This is a genomic window from Flavobacterium denitrificans DSM 15936 (genome assembly GCF_000425445.1).
Lineage (GTDB): Bacteria > Bacteroidota > Bacteroidia > Flavobacteriales > Flavobacteriaceae > Flavobacterium > Flavobacterium denitrificans.
On record NZ_AUDL01000004.1, the window covers coordinates 761,773 to 781,270 of the forward strand.

16 protein-coding genes are annotated in these 19,498 nt (G+C 36.2%); 14 read left to right on the forward strand and 2 right to left on the reverse strand.

What is annotated here, in order from left to right; all coding sequences use genetic code 11:
• Positions 1-24 precede the first annotated feature (24 nt).
• The 13 genes from H600_RS0103440 (at position 25) to H600_RS0103510 (ending at position 11,989) form a co-directional block, all read left to right on the forward strand.
• Positions 25-1,494: an SGNH/GDSL hydrolase family protein gene (locus H600_RS0103440; protein WP_026727485.1), complete on the forward strand. Its 1,470-nt coding sequence runs from the start codon at positions 25-27 to the stop codon at positions 1,492-1,494.
• Between the two features lie 233 nt (positions 1,495-1,727).
• Positions 1,728-3,239, forward strand: a complete 1,512-nt coding sequence (atpD, locus tag H600_RS0103455; RefSeq protein WP_026727486.1) for a F0F1 ATP synthase subunit beta — start codon at positions 1,728-1,730, stop codon at positions 3,237-3,239.
• A gap of 78 nt (positions 3,240-3,317) precedes the next feature.
• On the forward strand, positions 3,318-3,599 hold the full coding sequence (locus tag H600_RS0103460) for a F0F1 ATP synthase subunit delta/epsilon (RefSeq protein WP_026727487.1): 282 nt from the start codon (positions 3,318-3,320) through the stop codon (positions 3,597-3,599).
• A gap of 188 nt (positions 3,600-3,787) precedes the next feature.
• A complete protein-coding gene (locus H600_RS0103465; protein WP_026727488.1) occupies positions 3,788-4,426 on the forward strand; it encodes an NAD(P)-dependent oxidoreductase in 639 nt (212 codons plus the stop codon).
• Positions 4,427-4,504: 78 nt separating this feature from the next.
• Positions 4,505-5,641 (forward strand): aminotransferase class I/II-fold pyridoxal phosphate-dependent enzyme, encoded by a 1,137-nt coding sequence (locus H600_RS0103470; RefSeq protein ID WP_026727489.1) that lies wholly within the window; start codon positions 4,505-4,507, stop codon positions 5,639-5,641.
• A gap of 41 nt (positions 5,642-5,682) precedes the next feature.
• Positions 5,683-6,084, forward strand: coding sequence for a GxxExxY protein (locus H600_RS0103475; protein WP_026727490.1), 402 nt, complete (start codon positions 5,683-5,685; stop codon positions 6,082-6,084).
• 148 nt (positions 6,085-6,232) lie between these two features.
• Positions 6,233-6,430 carry a hypothetical protein gene (locus H600_RS0103480; protein ID WP_026727491.1) on the forward strand — a complete coding sequence of 66 codons (198 nt, stop codon included), beginning with the start codon at positions 6,233-6,235 and terminating at the stop codon, positions 6,428-6,430.
• Positions 6,431-6,517: 87 nt separating this feature from the next.
• Entirely contained in the window at positions 6,518-7,381 is an 864-nt protein-coding gene (locus H600_RS0103485; protein ID WP_026727492.1) for a TraB/GumN family protein, read from the forward strand.
• A 7-nt stretch (positions 7,382-7,388) separates the two neighbouring features.
• Complete coding sequence (locus H600_RS0103490; protein ID WP_026727493.1) at positions 7,389-7,892, forward strand: RNA polymerase sigma factor; 504 nt, start codon at positions 7,389-7,391, stop codon at positions 7,890-7,892.
• Complete coding sequence (locus H600_RS0103495; protein WP_026727494.1) at positions 7,882-8,499, forward strand: hypothetical protein; 618 nt, start codon at positions 7,882-7,884, stop codon at positions 8,497-8,499. Before H600_RS0103490 ends, H600_RS0103495 begins: the two co-directional genes overlap by 11 nt.
• A 159-nt stretch (positions 8,500-8,658) precedes the next feature.
• Positions 8,659-9,276, forward strand: coding sequence for a dethiobiotin synthase (gene bioD / locus H600_RS0103500; RefSeq protein WP_026727495.1), 618 nt, complete (start codon positions 8,659-8,661; stop codon positions 9,274-9,276).
• 99 nt (positions 9,277-9,375) lie between these two features.
• Positions 9,376-10,647 (forward strand): adenosylmethionine--8-amino-7-oxononanoate transaminase, encoded by a 1,272-nt coding sequence (gene bioA, locus H600_RS0103505; RefSeq protein WP_026727496.1) that lies wholly within the window; start codon positions 9,376-9,378, stop codon positions 10,645-10,647.
• A gap of 172 nt (positions 10,648-10,819) precedes the next feature.
• Positions 10,820-11,989, forward strand: a complete 1,170-nt coding sequence (locus tag H600_RS0103510; protein ID WP_026727497.1) for a beta-ketoacyl synthase N-terminal-like domain-containing protein — start codon at positions 10,820-10,822, stop codon at positions 11,987-11,989.
• Positions 11,990-12,058: 69 nt separating this feature from the next.
• Here the strand turns inward: H600_RS0103510 and H600_RS22460 are convergent, their stop codons facing one another.
• Positions 12,059-17,329 carry a T9SS sorting signal type C domain-containing protein gene (locus H600_RS22460; protein ID WP_051234350.1) on the reverse strand — a complete coding sequence of 1,757 codons (5,271 nt, stop codon included), beginning with the start codon at positions 17,327-17,329 and terminating at the stop codon, positions 12,059-12,061.
• Positions 17,330-17,802: 473 nt separating this feature from the next.
• A complete protein-coding gene (locus tag H600_RS0103520) occupies positions 17,803-18,273 on the reverse strand; it encodes a regulatory protein RecX (RefSeq protein ID WP_026727499.1) in 471 nt (156 codons plus the stop codon).
• Between the two features lie 287 nt (positions 18,274-18,560).
• Between H600_RS0103520 and H600_RS22465 the strand changes: the two genes are divergently transcribed.
• Positions 18,561-19,498 (forward strand): glycine-rich domain-containing protein (locus H600_RS22465; protein WP_342446969.1); only part of this gene is annotated, 938 nt, incomplete at its 3' end.

Below are 19,498 nucleotides of genomic sequence, written 5' to 3' on the forward strand. Positions count from 1 at the left end.
ATTAATTTTTAAATTTTAAACGACATGAAAAAAAATATAAAATTGCTTTTATTGGTTTCTTTAACCTTTATGGCGGCATGTAATAGCGATGACAGTGATACACCAACAGAGGTTCCGGTAGTTCCTGGATCGGCAGTTTTTACAAAATATGTGGCACTTGGAGATTCTTTTGCTGCGGGCTATAGTGATAATGCGCTGTTTATAAAAGGACAAAGCAACGCGTATCCAAATATTTTGGCACAGCAATTTGCTGCGGCTGGAGGAGGAGAGTTTAAAACTCCACTAATGAACGATAATATTGGAGGTTTGCTTTTAGGCGGGAATGTTATTGCAGGTACACGTATGTATTTCAATGGTCAGGCTCCGGTCAATGTTACAGGAAAACCTACAACCGAGGTTACGACACATCTTACTGGTTCGTTTAATAATATGGGGGTGCCAGGAGCAAAAAGCTATCATTTGGTTGCGCCGGGTTATGGAAATACTGCCGGAGTTGCTTCAGGTTTAGCTAATCCTTATTTTGCCAGATTCTCAAGTGCGCCTTCTACAACAGTTTTAGCTGATGCAGTGGCACAAAATCCAACTTTCTTTTCTTTGTTTATTGGAGGAAATGATGTCTTGACTTATGCGACTTCTGGAGGAGTTGGAAAAGATCAAACAGGAAACATGGACCCTTCTACTTATGGAAGCAATGATATTACAGATCCAACAGTTTTTAAAACGATCTATACAAATTTGGTTACAGCCTTGACGTCAAAAGGAGCCAAAGGAGTTGTGGCAAATTTGCCGTATATTACAAGTTTGCCATATTTTACAACAGTTCCTTATAACCCAGCGCCACTTACTGCGGCTTTGGCTACACAGTTGAATGCTGGGTATGCAGCTTATAATGGAGGATTGCAGCAAATGGTGACAAATAAATTATTGAGTGCTGATGAAGCGGCAAAAAGAACAATCAATTTCAAAGCAGGGAATAATGCTGTTGTTGTGGTTGATAGTTATTTGACTAATCTTTCAGCTTATGGTCTTCCTTCGTACAGACAGGCTACAAAAGATGATTTAGTTGTGTTGTCAGCAAGAACATTTATTGGTACAACAGTAGGAGGTGATCCAACAAAGGTAAATGGGCTTTCTGTGCCATTGGCTGATAATTGGGTTTTGACAAAAGATGAAGTGGCTGAAGTCAAAAAAGCGACAGATGCTTATAATGTGGCGATTCAAGCTATAGCAACAGAAAAAGGTCTGGCGTTTGTAGATACAAAAGTTACGTTGACGCAATTGTCAAATGGCGGAATCCGATTTGGGAATTATGTAATGTCATCTACTTATGTTACTGGAGGAGCTTTTTCTTTAGATGGTGTCCATCCAAGTGCAAGAGGTTATGGTTTGATAGCTAATATTTTCATAGATGCAATCAATGCTAAATATGGTTCTACATTGCGTCATGTTGATTTGGCTTTATATCCAATTCAATATCCGCAAACAATTCAATAATGCCAATTTTTTTTAGTAAAGAGCCACTCGTTTTTTTAAATGCAGTGGCTTTTTTTGTGGTGCTAAAATTTGCTGTTTTAGTTATTTGAGGCCCAAGTTTTAGGAATCAAACAAAATGATGGTATTTTTTATGAAAAAAAAATTGATTTTATATTTTAAAAAATTATCTTTGCGCTCTGAAAAAAGAGGTATTTTCGATAAACCTAAATAGCTATTTAATAAATACATAAGTAATGTCAAAAGTAATAGGAAAAGTTGCTCAAATCATTGGACCAGTAGTTGACGTAGTTTTCAACGGTAAAGATGTTGAACTTCCAAAAATTTATGATTCATTAGAAATCACAAAAAAAGATGGAACTTTATTAGTTCTAGAAGTACAATCTCACATTGGAGAAAACACTGTACGTACAATCTCTATGGACTCTACAGACGGTTTGTCTAGAGGATATGAAGTAGTTGGAACTGGTAACCCAATCCAAATGCCAATCGGTCCAGACGTATATGGACGTTTATTTAATGTTGTTGGAGATGCAATTGATGGTTTAGGTGAGTTGCCAAAAACTGGAGAAAACGGTTTGCCAATCCACAGACAAGCTCCAAAATTCGAAGATTTATCAACTTCATCTGAAGTTTTATTTACAGGTATCAAAGTAATCGATTTGATCGAGCCTTACGCAAAAGGAGGTAAAATTGGATTGTTTGGTGGTGCTGGTGTTGGTAAAACAGTATTGATTCAGGAGTTGATCAACAATATTGCAAAAGGTCACGGTGGACTTTCAGTATTTGCTGGAGTAGGTGAAAGAACACGTGAAGGAAATGACTTGCTTCGTGAGATGCTTGAGTCAGGAATTATTAAATATGGTGATGATTTCATGCACTCTATGGAAAATGGAGGATGGGATTTATCTAAAGTAGATATGCCAGGAATGAGAGAGTCTAAAGCTACTTTCGTTTTCGGACAAATGAATGAGCCACCTGGAGCTCGTGCACGTGTGGCACTTTCAGGATTATCTATCGCTGAGTATTTCCGTGATGGAGCTGGATCAGACCAAGGTAAAGATGTATTATTCTTCGTTGATAATATCTTCCGTTTTACACAAGCAGGTTCTGAGGTATCAGCACTTTTAGGACGTATGCCATCTGCGGTAGGTTACCAACCAACATTGGCAACTGAGATGGGTGCAATGCAAGAGCGTATTACATCTACAAACAAAGGATCTATTACATCTGTACAAGCGGTTTACGTTCCTGCGGATGACTTAACTGACCCTGCGCCGGCTACAACTTTCGCGCACTTAGATGCTACAACTGTATTGTCTCGTAAAATTGCTGAGCTAGGTATTTATCCAGCGGTTGACCCGTTAGATTCTACTTCAAGAATTTTGACTCCACACATCTTAGGAGATGAGCACTACAACTGTGCACAAAGAGTAAAAGAAATTCTTCAAAAATACAAACAACTTCAAGATATCATCGCTATCTTAGGTATGGAAGAGTTATCTGAAGAAGATAAACTTGCAGTATCTAGAGCACGTCGTGTACAACGTTTCTTGTCTCAGCCATTCCACGTAGCAGAGCAATTTACAGGTATCCCAGGTGTATTAGTTGATATTAAAGATACTATCAAAGGTTTTAACATGATTATCGATGGTGAGTTAGATCACCTTCCAGAAGCGGCTTTCAACTTGAAAGGTTCTATTCAAGATGCAATCGAGGCTGGAGAGAAAATGTTAGCTGAAGCTTAATTTGGTTGTTAGTTGTTAGTTGTCAGTTGTTAGAAAGCAACGACCAACGACCAACCATCAACTATAAACTAAAAAAATATGATTTTAGATATAGTATCACCAGAGGCAAAATTATTTTCAGGAGAAGTAACTTCAGTTACGGTTCCTGGAGTTGATGGAAGCTTTCAAATTTTGAATAATCACGCTCCTATTGTTTCTATTCTAGAAAAAGGAACTGTAAAAATTGCAGCGCCTAGCTTTAATTTTTCTAAAGAGGTAGCAGATAAATTTACGAGAGTTAATGATCAAACCTATACATTAGAGATTACATCAGGTACAATCGAAATGAAAGACAATAAAGTAATTGTTTTAGTTGACTAAGACAATTTCAAAATAAGTTAAAAAGCCATTCGACGCGTCGAATGGCTTTTTTTATTTTTTACTTTTGAAGCATTAAAATCTCGTTATAAAATATTGATTTTGTTGTAAAAGCTCAGTAAGCTTTTGCGGTTTCGTTTTGTCAAGTGACAAAGCGCAATTATTTATGTCAAATTTTATATAGTAGATAAATGAAAAATATATCAAAAGTCGCTATTCTTGGCGGTGCAGGAAGAACTGGAGTGTATCTTATAAACCAGTTATTAGAAAAAGGATTTAATGTAAAGGCATTAGTTAGAAATCCTGATCCATTCACAATTCAAAATTCACGTTTAGAAATCATCAAAGGGGATGCTGTTGATGAGAAAATCATTTGGTCATTGTTAGAAGATTGCCAAGCTGTGATTAGTACTGTTGGCCAGAGACCTGGTGAAACTATGGTTGCGAGTCAATCGGCAAAAAATATTCTTAAAGTCATGGGAGAATTTGGTATTGAGCGATATCTTTTATTGGCGGGAATCAATATTGATACTCCGTTTGATGGAAAGAGCCCAAAAACAATTTTGGCAACAGATTGGATGAAAACTAATTTTCCTGAAATTCAAAAAGATCGACAGCTTGCTTATGATATTTTAACGGCAAGTACTGTTCAATGGACTATGGTTAGAGTGCCATTAATTGAGTTCACAGATCGAAAAACTAAAATTATCGCGGATTTAAAGGATTGTGTTGGAGATAAAATCAGTGCTTCAAATATTGCAGCGTTTATGATCGAGGAAATGATCCAGAATGAATTTTGCAGAGAGTCACCTTTTATAAGTGCTGTTTAAATACAATCAAATTGACGGCAGGTAATAGCAAACCTGCCGTTTATTTATTTTAATTTTCAATTTCATAACTTTGCTTTTATGAAATTACCTGAAAATCTTATTCAAAAGCTTGAAAGTCGAAAGCAAAATAATTCGTTGAGAAAATTGCCAAGTTTTAATAATCTTGTCGATTTTTCTTCCAACGATTACATTGGTTTTTCGAAATCGGAATCTATTTTTAAGCAGTCTCATCATTATTTAATCGAAAATGAGATTATTCAAAATGGCGCGACCGGTTCAAGATTGATTTCGGGAAATCATTCTTTATATCAAATAGCAGAATCTTTTATAGCGCAATTTCAAGAAGCTGAATCGGCTTTAATTTTTAATTCGGGTTACGATGCCAATGCGGGTTTTTTTAGCGCCGTACCGCAACGAAATGATGTTATTTTGTATGATGAATTAAGTCATGCTTCAATTCGCGACGGAATCGTGATGTCGAACGCAAAATCATACAAATTCAATCACAATGATTTTGGAGATCTGGAACGTCTAATTTTAAAATTTCCGGATACCAACATTTATGTCGTTACAGAAACTGTTTTTTCAATGGATGGCGATAGTCCGAATTTGGAAGAATTGGTACAGTTGACTGAAAAATACAATTGTTATTTAGTAGTTGATGAGGCGCATACTTTGGGTGTTTTTGGAGAAAAAGGTCAAGGACTTACACAGGATCTTCAATTGCATAATAGAATTTTTGCCCGAATTATGACTTTTGGAAAAGGCTTGGGCTGTCATGGTGCAGTTGTTCTGGGAAGTCCTGAACTTAAAGAATATTTGGTCAACTTCGCGCGAAGTTTTATTTATACAACTGGATTGTCTCCACATTCTGTTGCAACAATTTTGGTTGCTTATCAGCATTTAGAAGTTGAAAAAGAATCGATTGACCAGCTACGTCAAAATATTGTATTCTTCAATCAGCAGAAAAATTTATTAGGCTTAAAACCAATGTTTGTCCGAAGTAAATCTGCCATTCAATCTGCTATTATTCCTGGAAATGAAAATGTAAAACGCATTGCCCAACAACTTCAAGACAAAGGTTTTGATGTAAAAGCGATTTTATCTCCAACAGTTCCTGAGGGTCAGGAACGACTTCGTTTTTGTATTCATAGTTGTAATACGCAAGAAGAAATCAGTCAGATTTTAGAATTGTTAGGAAATTTCGTATTTTAGCCCGCCGATGAAACGGATTTAGCGGGTTTGCACGGATGTTTATGAATGATTTACTCCATAAAGAAATAACTAAATCAATATTAAAGATATTTTATGATGTTTATAACCAGCTTGGTTATGGATTTTTGGAAAAAGTATATCAAAACGCAATGTATTTCGAACTGAAATCACAAGGATATAAAGTTGAAGCTCAAAAGCAAATCAAGGTTTACTTTAAAAATCAATTAGTGGGAGAATTTTATACCGACTTATTAGTTGAAGATTCTGTCATTCTTGAACTCAAAGCCTGCGAATGTATATCAAGTTCGCATATTGCCCAATTAATGAATTATCTAAAATCAACCCAAATTCAAGTTGGGTTATTGTTGAATTTTGGAGAAACGCCAGAATTTAAGCGCATTATCTATACAAATAATAGAAAACAAAGTATGAATAATCTGTGACAATCTGTTGGATCAGTTCGATCTGTGGGCTTTTTTTTCTTCTCTAAAGTACTGTATTTCCTCACTTTTAAAAAAAAGCTGAAATTTTTTTGTAACGTTTTGATTGTTTGGTCACTTACGAGTCGTAATCAAATAAATCAAAATAATTATGAAAACCTCATCAACTTCTGCTAGTGAAAAAAAATATGCTATCTTATTTATCTTTTTAACCTCTATGGGGCTTGGATATGTTTTAGCAAAACAATTTATTTTTGATAAACCAGACAATGGTGCTCTCATACCAATGATCTGTTTATTTGTTGTATCGGTTGCTTCTTGGCTTCGAAAAAAATACAGTAAAAAATAACAAGATTTCAATCATCAATCAAATCATCATTAGTCAATCAAACAATTAATCAAATCAATCATCAATCAATTTTAATCAATCAAAATCATGAAAAATTTAATCACATCAGTAATAGCATTAATCGCACTTGTTTTTAGTTCATCTGCGCAAGCACAAACAAAAACGCCAAAACTTGAAAATTCACTTTTATGGGAAGTTTCAGGAAATGGGTTATCGAAACCTTCTTATTTATACGGAACGGTTCATATGATTTGCAAGCCAGATTACTTTTTTTCTGAAAAAACAAAAAAAGCATTTGAAGCGTCGAGCAAATTAGTTTTAGAAATTAATTTTGCAGATCCGGCTGAAATGTCAAACATGCAAAAAATGGCAATGGGGAAAGAGCCTTTAAGTAAATTATTAAATCCAGAGCAATTGTCTAAATTAGACGGAATTTTGAAAAAGACGGCTGGAATGACAGTTCAACAAGTTGATAATTTTAGCTTAATGACTGTAATGAGCCTGATTTCGATGAAAAGTTTCGGCTGTACAGATATAAAGCTATACGAAATGGAGTTGATCGAATTGGCTAAAAAAAGAAATATTGCTATTGACGGATTAGAAACGGTAAAGTCTCAGCTAGAAATTTTTGGGAATGCCTATTCGAATGATGAAATGCTTACTATGTTTGAAGAATCAAGTCAAGCAGAAACAACTAAATTAGTTGAGGCATACAAAGCAGAAAATATTGGTAATTTATTTGATCAAGTGACAGATGAAAAAATTACAAGTGAGAAAACAAAAAAGATGATTCTGGATAACAGAAACTCGAATTGGATAAAAGAGATGCCGCAAATGATGAAAAACGAAAGTGTGTTTTTTGCAGTTGGTTCAGCGCATTTGGGAGGAGAATTTGGAGTGATTAATTTATTAAGAAAAGCAGGATATATTGTAAAACCAATAATGAACTAAAACTATTTTGAAAGAGAAAGAACAAGAGTTTTTAAATCGGATAGAAAGTCATAAAGGAATTTTGTATAAGGTCTCTAAAATGTACATGGACAATTATGACGATCAGCAGGATTTGTTTCAAGAAATCGTCTGTCAGCTTTGGAAATCGTACGAGACTTTTAGAAATGAAAGCCAGTTTTCGACTTGGATGTATCGAGTAGCAGTAAATACCGCAATCGTCTTCCTTAGAAAAGAAAAGCGAAAGGTAGACAAATACGAAATTGCTTCAGAGAATATTAAAGATGATGAAGGCGATTCGCATATAAAAGAAAGCCAGCTGGATCATTTTTATAAAGCAGTTCAGAAATTGGAAAAAATCGACAAGGCCATTATTTTTTATCAGTTGGAAGGCTTTTCTCATAAAGAAATTGGCGAAAATCTAGGAATTTCAGAAGGAAATGCCAGAGTGAAACTAAACAGAGCCAAAGAAAAATTAAAAGAAATAATTAAAAATCAAGGATATGGATTTTAACGATATACAAAACGCATGGAACAGCGAAAAGACTGATAATGTTGTTCTTCCAGATAATTTAGAAAAAATAAATTCGGCCAATACGCCTTTAGACAAGATCAAGAGAAATTTGAGAAATGATTTAATCGCGCAGACAGTGGCGGTAGTCTTAATAGGCGCTTCGCCTTATATGCATGGCTTCCCAGAAAAATGGATAGTACCATTTTATCTGCTTTTCAGTATCTTTTTTGCCGTTTCTATTTACTATCTAATAAAGCTCTATCTGTTTTACAGAAGATTAAATAATATAACTTTGAAAACCAGAGACAGTCTTTATGAAACTTATTTTGACATAAGACTCAATATGGAATTGTACAAAACGTTCGGCTTCGCATTAACACCATTCTTAGTTTTGTTTTTAATTGGCGTTTTATACCATAAATATTCTATGAAACCTGGAGGATTTCAATTAACGGATTTTAGTAATGGACAATTGACAAGTGTTTTTGTCATAGTTGTTTTCTGTATTTTATTTATGGGATTGTCCGTGGAATGGACAGTGAAACGCTTTTACGGGAAGTATGCAAAAGAAATTAAAAAACTAATAGATGAATTAAGAGAAGAATAAAACAGAACCCATCGTAATTGATGGGTTTGTTGTTTTATTGGTATTTTTGTAAACAATATTACACAGAGATTCGCAAAGAAGACAGCGAACAAACACAAAGAATAAATAATTTTGTGAATCTTGGCGTCGTCTTTGAGAATCTTTGCGAAACAAAAAACTATGAAAATATTTATAACAGGAATTTCAACCGATGTTGGCAAAACTGTAGCATCGACAATTGTGGTTGAGGCTTTACAAGCTGATTATTGGAAACCAGTTCAAGCTGGAGATTTGGATTTTAGCGATACGCATAAAGTAAAATCTAAAATTTCGAATTCAAAATCGCAATTTTTTCCGAATGCTTATGAGTTAAATACGCCTGCAAGTCCGCATTTGGCAGCAGAAATTGACGGAATTCAAATTGATTTGAAAGATATTGAAGAGCCTAAAACAGAAAACCATTTGGTTATTGAAGGCGCGGGTGGCATTTTTGTTCCGTTGAATGAAAAAGACACTATCGTCGATTTGATTCAATCTGATTATAAAATAATTGTCGTTTCCAGACATTACCTCGGAAGCATCAATCATACTTTGTTAACAATTGAAGCTATTCAAAGCAAAGGTTTTCAAGTGAGCGGAATTATCTTTAGTGGAAGCGAAAACAAACCGACTGAAAGCTTGATCCTGAATAAAACGGGAATTAAATGCATTGGAAGAATTGATGAAGAACCCTATTTCGACCAAAATGTAATTAAAGAATACGCCGATTTGTTCCGAGAAAATCTATTGAATTTATAGAGCAAAGAATGTAGAATAAAGAAATTAGACTTTCCTATCTTTGTAGAAACTATAGAGTTTAGTCTTTTTTATATACTCTATTATCTATGTTCGAATAAAATGACTTTACAAGAAAAAGACAGTCAATACCTTTGGCATCCTTATACGCAACACAAAACTTCTCAAACGCCAATTGCGATTTCAAGAGGCGAAGGTGCATTGCTTTGGGACGAAAACAATAAAGAATACATAGATGCGATTGCATCTTGGTGGGTAAATCCGTTTGGGCACAGCAATAAATTTATTGCCGATGCGATTTACAAACAACTGACAACTTTAGAACATGTTTTATTTGGTGGATTTACGCATGAACCTGCCATAAAAGTGGCTGAAAAATTGATGGAAATTTTGCCAAAGAATCAGCAAAAAATCTTCTTTTCGGATAATGGCTCGACGGCTGTTGAAGTGGCGATTAAAGTGGCTTTGCAGTATTTTTTCAATAAAAATGAAAAGCGCACAACGATAATTGCTTTTGAAAATGCTTTTCACGGCGATACTTTTGCTGCAATGGCAGCGAGCGGTATTTCGTTTTATACGCAAGCTTTTCAAGGAATGTTTATTGATGTGGTCCGAATTCCGGTTCCAGTAAAAGGGGAAGAAGAAACCAGTTTTAAAGCGCTGAAAAATGCAATTGAAAATCATAATTGCGCCGGATTTATTTTCGAACCTTTGGTGCAAGGTGCGGCCGGAATGGTAATGTATGAGCCAGAAGCATTGGCAAAACTGATTGAAATTTGCAAAGAAAATAATGTTTTGACGATTGCCGATGAAGTAATGACAGGTTTTGGCAAAACAGGAAAAACATTTGCAATGGATTATGTAAATGCTGATCCTGATATGATTTGTTTGTCGAAAGCTTTAACCGGAGGAACAATCCCGATGGCGATTACAACTTTTACGCAAGAAGTTTTTGACGCTTTTTATGATGATGATATCAATAAAGCGTTGTTTCACGGACATACTTTTACTGCAAATCCGACAGGTTGTGCGGCGGCTTTGGCAAGTATGGAATTATTAGAGACCGATGAAATGCAAGCCAACATTCAAAGAATCAATAAAAGCCATTTGGAATTTCAGAAGAAAATTGAAAATCATCCAAAAGTTGCAACGGCTAGAACATTGGGCGTTGTTTTTGCAGTTGAGATAAAATCTAATTCAGAGGAAAGTTATTATGGTTCAATGCGTACCAGACTGTATAATTTCTTTATTGAAAACGGAGTTGTTTTAAGACCTGTTGGAAATATCGTTTACATTTTGCCGCCTTATATAATGACTGACCAACAACTTCAGAAAGTTTATAGAACAATTGAAGAAGCGATTGAAATGGTGTAATTTTTTTTCACATATAAGTGATATAAGCTCATTTAATAAAACCACTTAAATTTACTTATATCACTTATATGGTTTAATTTTGCACTCAAACTGAACGAGCTTTGCGTAAACTTTTGCTCCCGATAGCTATCGGGATTGCGGTTAATAATGCATCACGCATAAAAACATTATTTTGAAAACAAATAAAATCTCCATAACTGCTTTTTCATCAATTTCTCCTTTAGGAAATAATGCTGATGAAGTTTGGGCAAATTATCTAAATAATAATCATTGTTTTTCAAAGCAATTTTTAGATCAACAGGAAACTTCGATAGCACCACTTAGTGAAAAATCTAAACAAATTGTTGCTGAGATAAGAGAATCGGATCCAAAATATAAGTTTTTGGATGATTCTGTTTTGTTTGCTTTAGCCGCTTCTCGAAAAGCAATTCAGGAGGCAGGTTGGAATTCTAAAGATGTTTTTGGAATAAATATAGGGTCTTCCAGAGGAGCGACAGATTTATTTGAAAAACATTACAAAGAATATATAGATACAGGAAAAGCACAGACTTTAGCCTCTCCAACAACAACTTTAGGGAATATTTCATCTTGGATTGCTCATGATTTGCAGAGTATTGGTCCGGAAATTTCGCATTCTATAACCTGTTCAACGGCACTTCATGCTTTGCTGAATGGCGTTGCATGGTTAAAATCTGGAATGGCAGATAAGTTTTTGGTAGGTGGAAGTGAAGCGCCATTGACCGACTTTACAATTGCTCAAATGAGAGCTTTAAAGATTTATTCGCGTATTGATCAAGATCAGGAAGCTTGGCCAAATCTGGCTTTTGATTTTGAAAAAACACAAAACACTATGATCTTGGGCGAGGGCGCTGCGGTGTGCTGTTTAGAAGCCGGAGAAAAGGATAATGCCGTTGCTTATGTAACTGGAGTCGGTTACGCAACCGAAGTTTTGGAGCATAATATTTCGATTTCTGCAGAAGCAACTTGTTTTCAAAAGTCGATGAAAATGGCTTTGGAAAATGAAGATGTTGAAAACATTGATGCAATCGTAATGCATGCACCGGGAACGATAAAAGGAGATTTGACAGAACTTCGTGCGATTGAAAAAGTATTTGGAAGTAAATTGCCTTTATTGACCACAAATAAATGGAAAATCGGACATACGTTTGGTGCTTCTGGAATTTTGAGTTTAGAATTGGCTCTTTTGATAATGCAACACGATACTTTTATTGGAGTTCCATTTGGAGAGAAACAAACTCAAAACAAACCAATCAAAAAAGTATTGATAAATGCAGTTGGTTTTGGAGGAAATGCAGTTAGTGTTTTGATTGAAAAAAGATAATAACGTTTTTTACAAATAAAAAAATCCAGTCTGAAATAGACTGGATTTTTTATTGATTACTATTTTGATCTATTGAAAAATGATCTTTTTAGAAACTGAGAAATCATTCTCTAAAGTCACTTTTACAATTAAAACTTGATTGCTTGATTGTAAATTTGAAATCTGCATTTCATTAGAATTTATTTTTGTTTTGTTGTACAGAAGTCTTCCTGAAATATCATAAACATTTACTTCTTTTAAGTTTTCTTGTGAAGACAATACTTTAATTGTTTTGTCTTTTATCGAAACCAACACTCCATTTTCAACATTCTCAAAATCTCCAGTTCCTAAAGATTTATTGCTATAACGAAGAACAAGGCGATCTGTAAAAGTTCCTATTTCTGTTGTGAAAGTATATTTGCCGGCTTTTAAATCATGGATTTTTCCAGTCTTTTTATCCTCAATATACATTGCCTGAGTCTTCATATCCCCATCAGCATGATCGATCGAAATGGTGAAGTCTCCCGCAATTGTGCTGCGGTAGCCCAATGGAACTTGATCAGCGTCTGTAAACGGCAAGCCACGTCCTTGGACAACTAATTTGTGATTGTCATTAATACTGTAGAAATCAATGAATTTATTTCCGTCAAAAGTCTTTCCATCATACAATCTGTCGTAGCTGTTAGTTGCGCCTTCAACATAAGCAACCAGTAATTGCTTGAAAGCGCCACCAGCATTTGTCATGTTCAGCCAAACACGGTGTTTTTCGATCGCTGCAGTTTTTGAGGCCTTTCCAGGCTTGAAGAACTGTCCGTTTGTATTGTTGCCATGAATGTCTTTGGTGCTTCGCATTGAATTGGTAAAAGTTGCGCTTCCTTGAGCATAAGCCTTCACGAAGAAAGCCTGGCCTGAAGCAACCTGACCATTTGGTACATTACTGTTTGGCAATTGATCCGAAGGAAGATCTGGGTCATTAAGTTCTGGATCGTCTTCTGATGGAGCCGCATATGTGCCGGCACCCCCGCTCAAAGTGTAAGTCGCGTAATCATCAGTCTCGTATTCATAGGCGCCGCCTAGGACTACTGGGGTATTATGCGTCCAGAAATACAATGCTCCCTCTATTATTGCACTGTTGGCCGTGATAAAGTCATCAGCATCTAACGCAGATGGATAAGGGTTCCCTAATAAGTAAGGTTGTCCGGCAGTCATTGGTTCGCCTGAAAAAGTTCCATTTTGGGGAGTTCCAATAAAAATGCCTGTAAAGTCGCTTTTTGCCGTATTTGAAAACGTTTCAGGTCCGCGGACAATGTATCCTTTTGCGGGAGCCATAACCGTAGTTCTTGGAGTGAATACCCATTTCGTGCCATCGTAAGCATATAATTTTGAAGTACTAGTCAATGGAGAAAGGGCAGCCAAGGTCTGATTTTTGACTGGCGTTGACCAATACACATAATCGGCTTGGCGGATTTTGCCCGCATTGCGTTTATAAATGATATTTCCGCTATTCAAAGTATTGCTAGTATTTTTTTGGATTAAGTTTGAACTGTCTTCAAAAGTTAAAGAACCTCCATTTACAATTAATGCATTGGTAATGGTTAATGTTTTACCACTTTGAATTATAATATTACCAGAATTTACAGTACAACTACAACCATATACGTCGTTAGTGGCGATATAGTTACCTTCGAAAATAATATTTTTAAGATTTGTTGGGTCACTACTTGGATCTCCATTGTCCCAACCACCGGAAGTATATTTAGTCGAAGGTACGGCTAATGGAGTTATCGCGGTACTTGTATTTGATGTACAAGAAACGCTAGCCACACTGTAAGCGTATGCGGTACCGCCTATTAAGCCGGTATCAGTGTAGTCAGATTCTGCACCTGTACCAGTTGCCACCTGAACAGAATTACGATATAAAGTCCATGAGCTTGATGGTAAGCCTGTTATACGAATGCTTGCAGTTGGGTTTGCACATGTTGGTGATGAAATTAAAGTAGCTGTAGGAGTTGCAGGAAGTGCATTCACTGTGATTGTTCCTGTTGCTTGACCCGAAATTGTGCAGCCAGAGGCAGTTAAAGGAATTGAATAATTGTAAGTTCCTTGAACAGCAGGTGTGCCACTTATAGTTAATGTTTTAGTCGTTCCGTCATAACTAACCGTCAATCCAGATGGCAGGTTAAAAGAACCTGTACCAATACCGTCAAAACCTTTTAAAGTATGAGTTACAGGAGTTATTTGGCTGTTAACGCAGAAGGACGAACTTTGAGGCGCAGAAACACTAAATTCGTTTACTGTTGTTGTCGAACTAGCTACCGGATTGTTAGAACAAGCATTAGAATAGGTTACTGTAACCGTTTTTGAGCCAGCTGTCAACCATTTTAAAGTTACAGAATTATCAGATGTTGCAAGACCTCCCGAAGTTATTGAATAGTCGGTTCCTAAAGTGCCTGGAACTGTCCATATATAATCACGTTGCCCTGATTGTGTAGTGTAAGTTACATCAGTATTTGGGCAACTTGTCGCTGAGGGCGAAACTGTAAAGGTTGGTCTTATGTCGATATCGATTCTTGTTTGAATTGCTGTTTCTTCAGGACAGTTTCCATTTTTTATTACCACCCTATACGTTCTAAGCGCGGCTAATTTTGGAGGTTGATAGGTGTTCAAGGTATGTGAGATGTCCTGCCAGCTAGTAGGAGATTCTAACGGATCATCACTATATTGCCATTTTAGGATAGTGCCACTATAAGTGCTCATATATAATTCTGGGCTGTCTTCTCCAAGACAAATGTGTTTTCCGCCATGTACTTGCCCTCTGTTTGGAACCGATACAATAATTGTTCCCGTTGCTGTTACGTTTCCACATCCGTTTGATAATGTTACCGTGTAATTAAATGTGCCATTAGTAGTAGTAGTTGGTGTTCCAGATATTGTTACTGTATTTGAAGCCCAGCTCCCTGTAACGCCTGTAGGCAATCCAGTTACTGTTGCTCCTGTTGCTCCTGTTGTAGAGTATGTTATGTTTGATATCGCGATATCTTTGCAAACGCTTTGTGCATTTGTTCCTGGTGCAGAGGTTAAGGTTATTGTGTTGGTTGGGTTTACTGTAATTGTTCCAGTAGCACTTACTGCATTTGCACAGCCGGTCAAAGGAATGTTATAAGTAAAAGTCCCCGTTGCGGATGGGGTTCCGCTGATTGTTATGGTATTTGCATTCCATGATGCAGTAACTCCTGCAGGTAGACCTGTAATACCAGCGCTGTTTATTCCCGTTGCATTTATTGTCGTATGAGTTATGGCTGGTGATATAGCAGTGCCGACACATAGTGTAGGAGTAGATGATGCAGTTCTAGCTATATTTCCAGCATTTACTATTACTTCATTTGAAGTTACCAGACAACCTCCATTTGATGATGTACATACAACATACCATGTTCCTGCTGTTAAATCAGAAAGAGTTGGTAGATACGTATTTCCTGTAGCACCTGAAATTGGAGTTATTGTACCTCCTGATACGGATCGTTTACCCCATTGTCTTGAGGTTATTGTGCTTCCTGATTCAGTAACAGTTAAGACGTTTCCTGTCGTGCAAAAGTTTTGTGTAGCTGCCGGTGCTATTGAAACTGTAGCTATTTGGGAAGAAACGGTTACAGTTACAGGAAAATTTGCACTGGTACAGCTTGGTGTATATGTAATCAATTTAACATAAGCATTATAAGTTCCAGGAGCTACACTATAAGGAACTCTTACCACTATAGCACCAGATGGTAAAGATCCATTTTGAGAAGCATCAAAGCCTGCTGAAACAGCTGCAGCATCAAAAACTAATGAATAATCAACAGGGTTTCCTGTAGTTGCAGAGTAAGGCAGTGGTATAGTTGTACTATTTCTACAAACAAATATATTAGTAGCAGGAAATGTAATGCTAAGTTCGGGATTTACAACTACAGATAAAACAGATGTATAAGTGGTGCTACAGTTTATATCCCCAACCAACACCCTGTATTGCCATGTTCCTCCGGAACTTGGAGTTTCAGTTAAATTATTTGTTTTTGAATTTGAAATTACAATCCAAGTACTCGAAGTACTTAATTTTTTTTCCCATTGTACTACATTGCCTGCATTACCAAGTAAGTTTAGTGTAAATGAAGTATTGTAACATACAGGTGCCTGATAGGCTATATAGCCAGATTGTAGAGAAGGAGGTGTTTGCAAAGTTGCTGTATTGCCACTTGAAATTGTATTGCTACAGGAGTTGCCACTTGAGCCGCTTGCCAAATTGGTAATTGTTATCGTGCTAGAGTTAGCTGTGATTAAATCTGTAGTTGTAAAAGTTCCATTTCCAGCTGTACTAACAGTCATTGTTGCTGTTTTAGCTGTTGTGGGAGGATTAGCTGTATTGTAGGTTACAGTGTAGGTTCCAGTAGGTAAACCAGATGCCGTTGCATTTAAGGTAACAATAGAGGGGCTTGAAGAATTACATTGTACCGCAGTTACTGAAGTAAGGCTAAAAGCTTGACTAACTGACACATTAATTGTGCTTGTACTTGTATATACATCACCTCCATAGTAGGTTGTACAAGTTAAGATGGCCGTATAGCTGCCTGTCTGAGTTGCGGTCAAATTATAATTTTGTGAATTACTTGCAGTTGTAGCGCCATCGGGGGCTATTACGCTCCAAGAGTAATTTACGCCATTTGTTGAACTTGATGAAGTTGTTTTTCCTGCTGATCCTGAGTAAGAGCCAGTTAGGTTAATCGTCCCATTTTGACAAACTGGTGTATTTGAATTTGCAATTGCACTTATTGTTCCGCCGCCACTATTAAAAGCATCAAAATCATATACTGCACCGCCACCATTTCCTGCACAAGCAGCAATTTTAGTAGTACCGATATAAATAGCGACATTGTTTGAACATTTAGATTTATCAACTTTTCCTGGAGAATTAACTTTTACGGACGTACCAGAAGGCAGGTGTATATTACTATTATTGTCTGCAAAAGAAAGTAAGCCGTTAATTGTTACTTGAGTTACTGAGTTAAGGGTTACCGTGTTTGATACAATAAGGTTTCCGTTGATTGTCAGTGTTTTTGCATTAATAATTCCAGCACTAGTTATAGTTGCGCTACTAGCTATTACAACATCATCAGTTGCTCCTGGAACTACTCCACCAACCCATGAACTACCATCGCTCCAATTTCCTCCCGTGCTTGTAGAAGTTATGGTGCCTGCGACAATGGAAATTTTATCGGAATAGTAATTGGCTCTAAGTGTCGTGATTTTGAGCGCTGTTGTATTTTTTCCAAAAGAAAAAAAAGAAAAACTAAAAAATAAAAAACTTAAAAGTAATTTTCTAATCATATAAATCGTGGCATTTAAATTTTTGAAAAATTGTTATTTTGTTTAAAGTTCCAATACCTTTTTTGTATTAAAAATCACATTTAAAAAGAAACCAAATAGTCATGTTAAGTGGTTTCTATCAGGATGTTATGCTGGCATAGGATTTAACCCAACAAAGATATATACATCTACGATTTTCAAATGGTGATGGTTTTGGAATGAGCGAATAATCGATGAAGTGTAAATATTACTCGTTGAAATGCATCAGAAAAATGGAGTTCTTGTGGAAATTCTTATAAATATTGATTTTTAAATATAAGAAAAATCGTAAAATATGATATATATTTTATAATTATTTGATTTTTTTGACGAAAAAACGCGAGATATATTTAGATATTCGCAATAAATAAACATTTGTGTAGGAAAGTATTTTCTGATATTTTGAGACAATTGAGTGTTGGCTAACTTGAAAAATTTCAAAAAAAAAATGGAGCTTATTCTAGCTCCATCATTTTTGCTTTTTCATAAACAAAATGACTCTCATAACCACGACGAAGAAGATAGTCGCAGAACTTTTTTCTTTTCTTTAAAGTATTTTTTTCATTAATGCTATTCCAGCATTTTTCCGCCAGCTCGTTAAAAGTATTTTCGTATTCCTCTGTCGAAATTTCTTTTAATGCCAAGTTGATATTTGTTGAAGAGATATTGCGAAGTTTGAGCTCATTTGTAATTCGGATTTTTCCCCAAGATTTCATGCGATGTTTGCCTCTTGCAAAAGAACAAGCAAAACGGGTTTCATTCAAAAAATTGCCTTCAATGAGCTGAACCACAATCAAATCAATTTCATCTGGAGTCATTTTTAAGCTGTATAATTTTGAAACCACTTCGTCGTGACAACGCTCTTGATAGGCGCAAAAGTGTTCCAATTTCTGTAAAGCTTCTTTTGGAGTGCAAATTGAATTCATGTGTTTTTTCTTATATTTTAACTATAAATACTAAAAATAGTCAGTTTGTTGTTAAATTTTATGATAATTTTTTTCGTTTTCTCAAAAAGAAAATTGCTAAAATGTTGTGTGTGTGAGGAATTATAATATTTTTGTACGATAATGTCACAAGTTTTAACCTCTATGAAAAACAGCGTTTTAACTTAAAAAAATCAAAGTTTAAAAGCCAAAATTAATGTATTGCCCCGAAAAAAGCCATACCATTTAGTTTTCTTTTAAAGCCAAAACCAAATCTAAATACCACGCCTATGATTCGAAAACTACTTTTGTTCGTTCGTTCTTTATTTTTAAATTTTTCTAATTCTTCTAAAGAAAGATCTTTTTTATCAAGTAATAGGATGCTTTGTTTGGGGATGTTTTTTGTTGTGCCTTTTTTTACTTTTGGACAGAGTCCCGCAACATTTAATTCAAGTGGAACTTTTACGGTTCCTGCAGGAGTGACTAGCATTACAGTAGAATGCTGGGGTGGAGGTGGAGCAGGAGGAATGAATAATGAAACTTATAAAAACGGCGGCGGCGGCGGTGGCGGCGGCTATAGCAAGACAACAAATATTACTGTTACACCGCTACAGTCTTATTCAATAACTGTGGGAACAGGTGGTGTTCCATCCGCAAGCAATGGAGATGGGAAACCAACTTCTGCAACTTTTGGAGTAATTACTGTTTCTGCTTTAGGTGGAAAAGGTGGTACTAGTGCTCAACCAGGAATTGGAGGAAATGGAGCTGCTCTTGGTACAGGTGCTATTACATATGCTGGTGGAAATGGATCGAATGGAGATAATGGAGAATTTGGGGGTGGAGGAGGAAGTAGTGCAGGAACTGGGGCGAGTGGGACTACTGTAGGTATTCCTAATCCTATTGGGACTGGTGCAATTGCTCCTGCTGGTGGAGGAAATGGAGGAAATGGATTTATTGGTAATTCAAATTCTGGAGGAAACGGTCAACCCGGTAGTATACCGGGCGGCGGTGGCGGTGGCGGTAGAAATGGTCAAATTGTTTTTGGTACAAATCGTTCAGGTGGAGCTGGAGCGAATGGTCAGGTTATTATTACATATTGTAATACAACCGCGCCAACCGGAACAGTTTCACAATCTTTCTGTTCAGGAGCTTCACCTACAGTTGCGAATTTAGCAGCTACAGGAACAGCAATAAAATGGTATTCAGCTTCAAGCGGCGGAAGCCCATT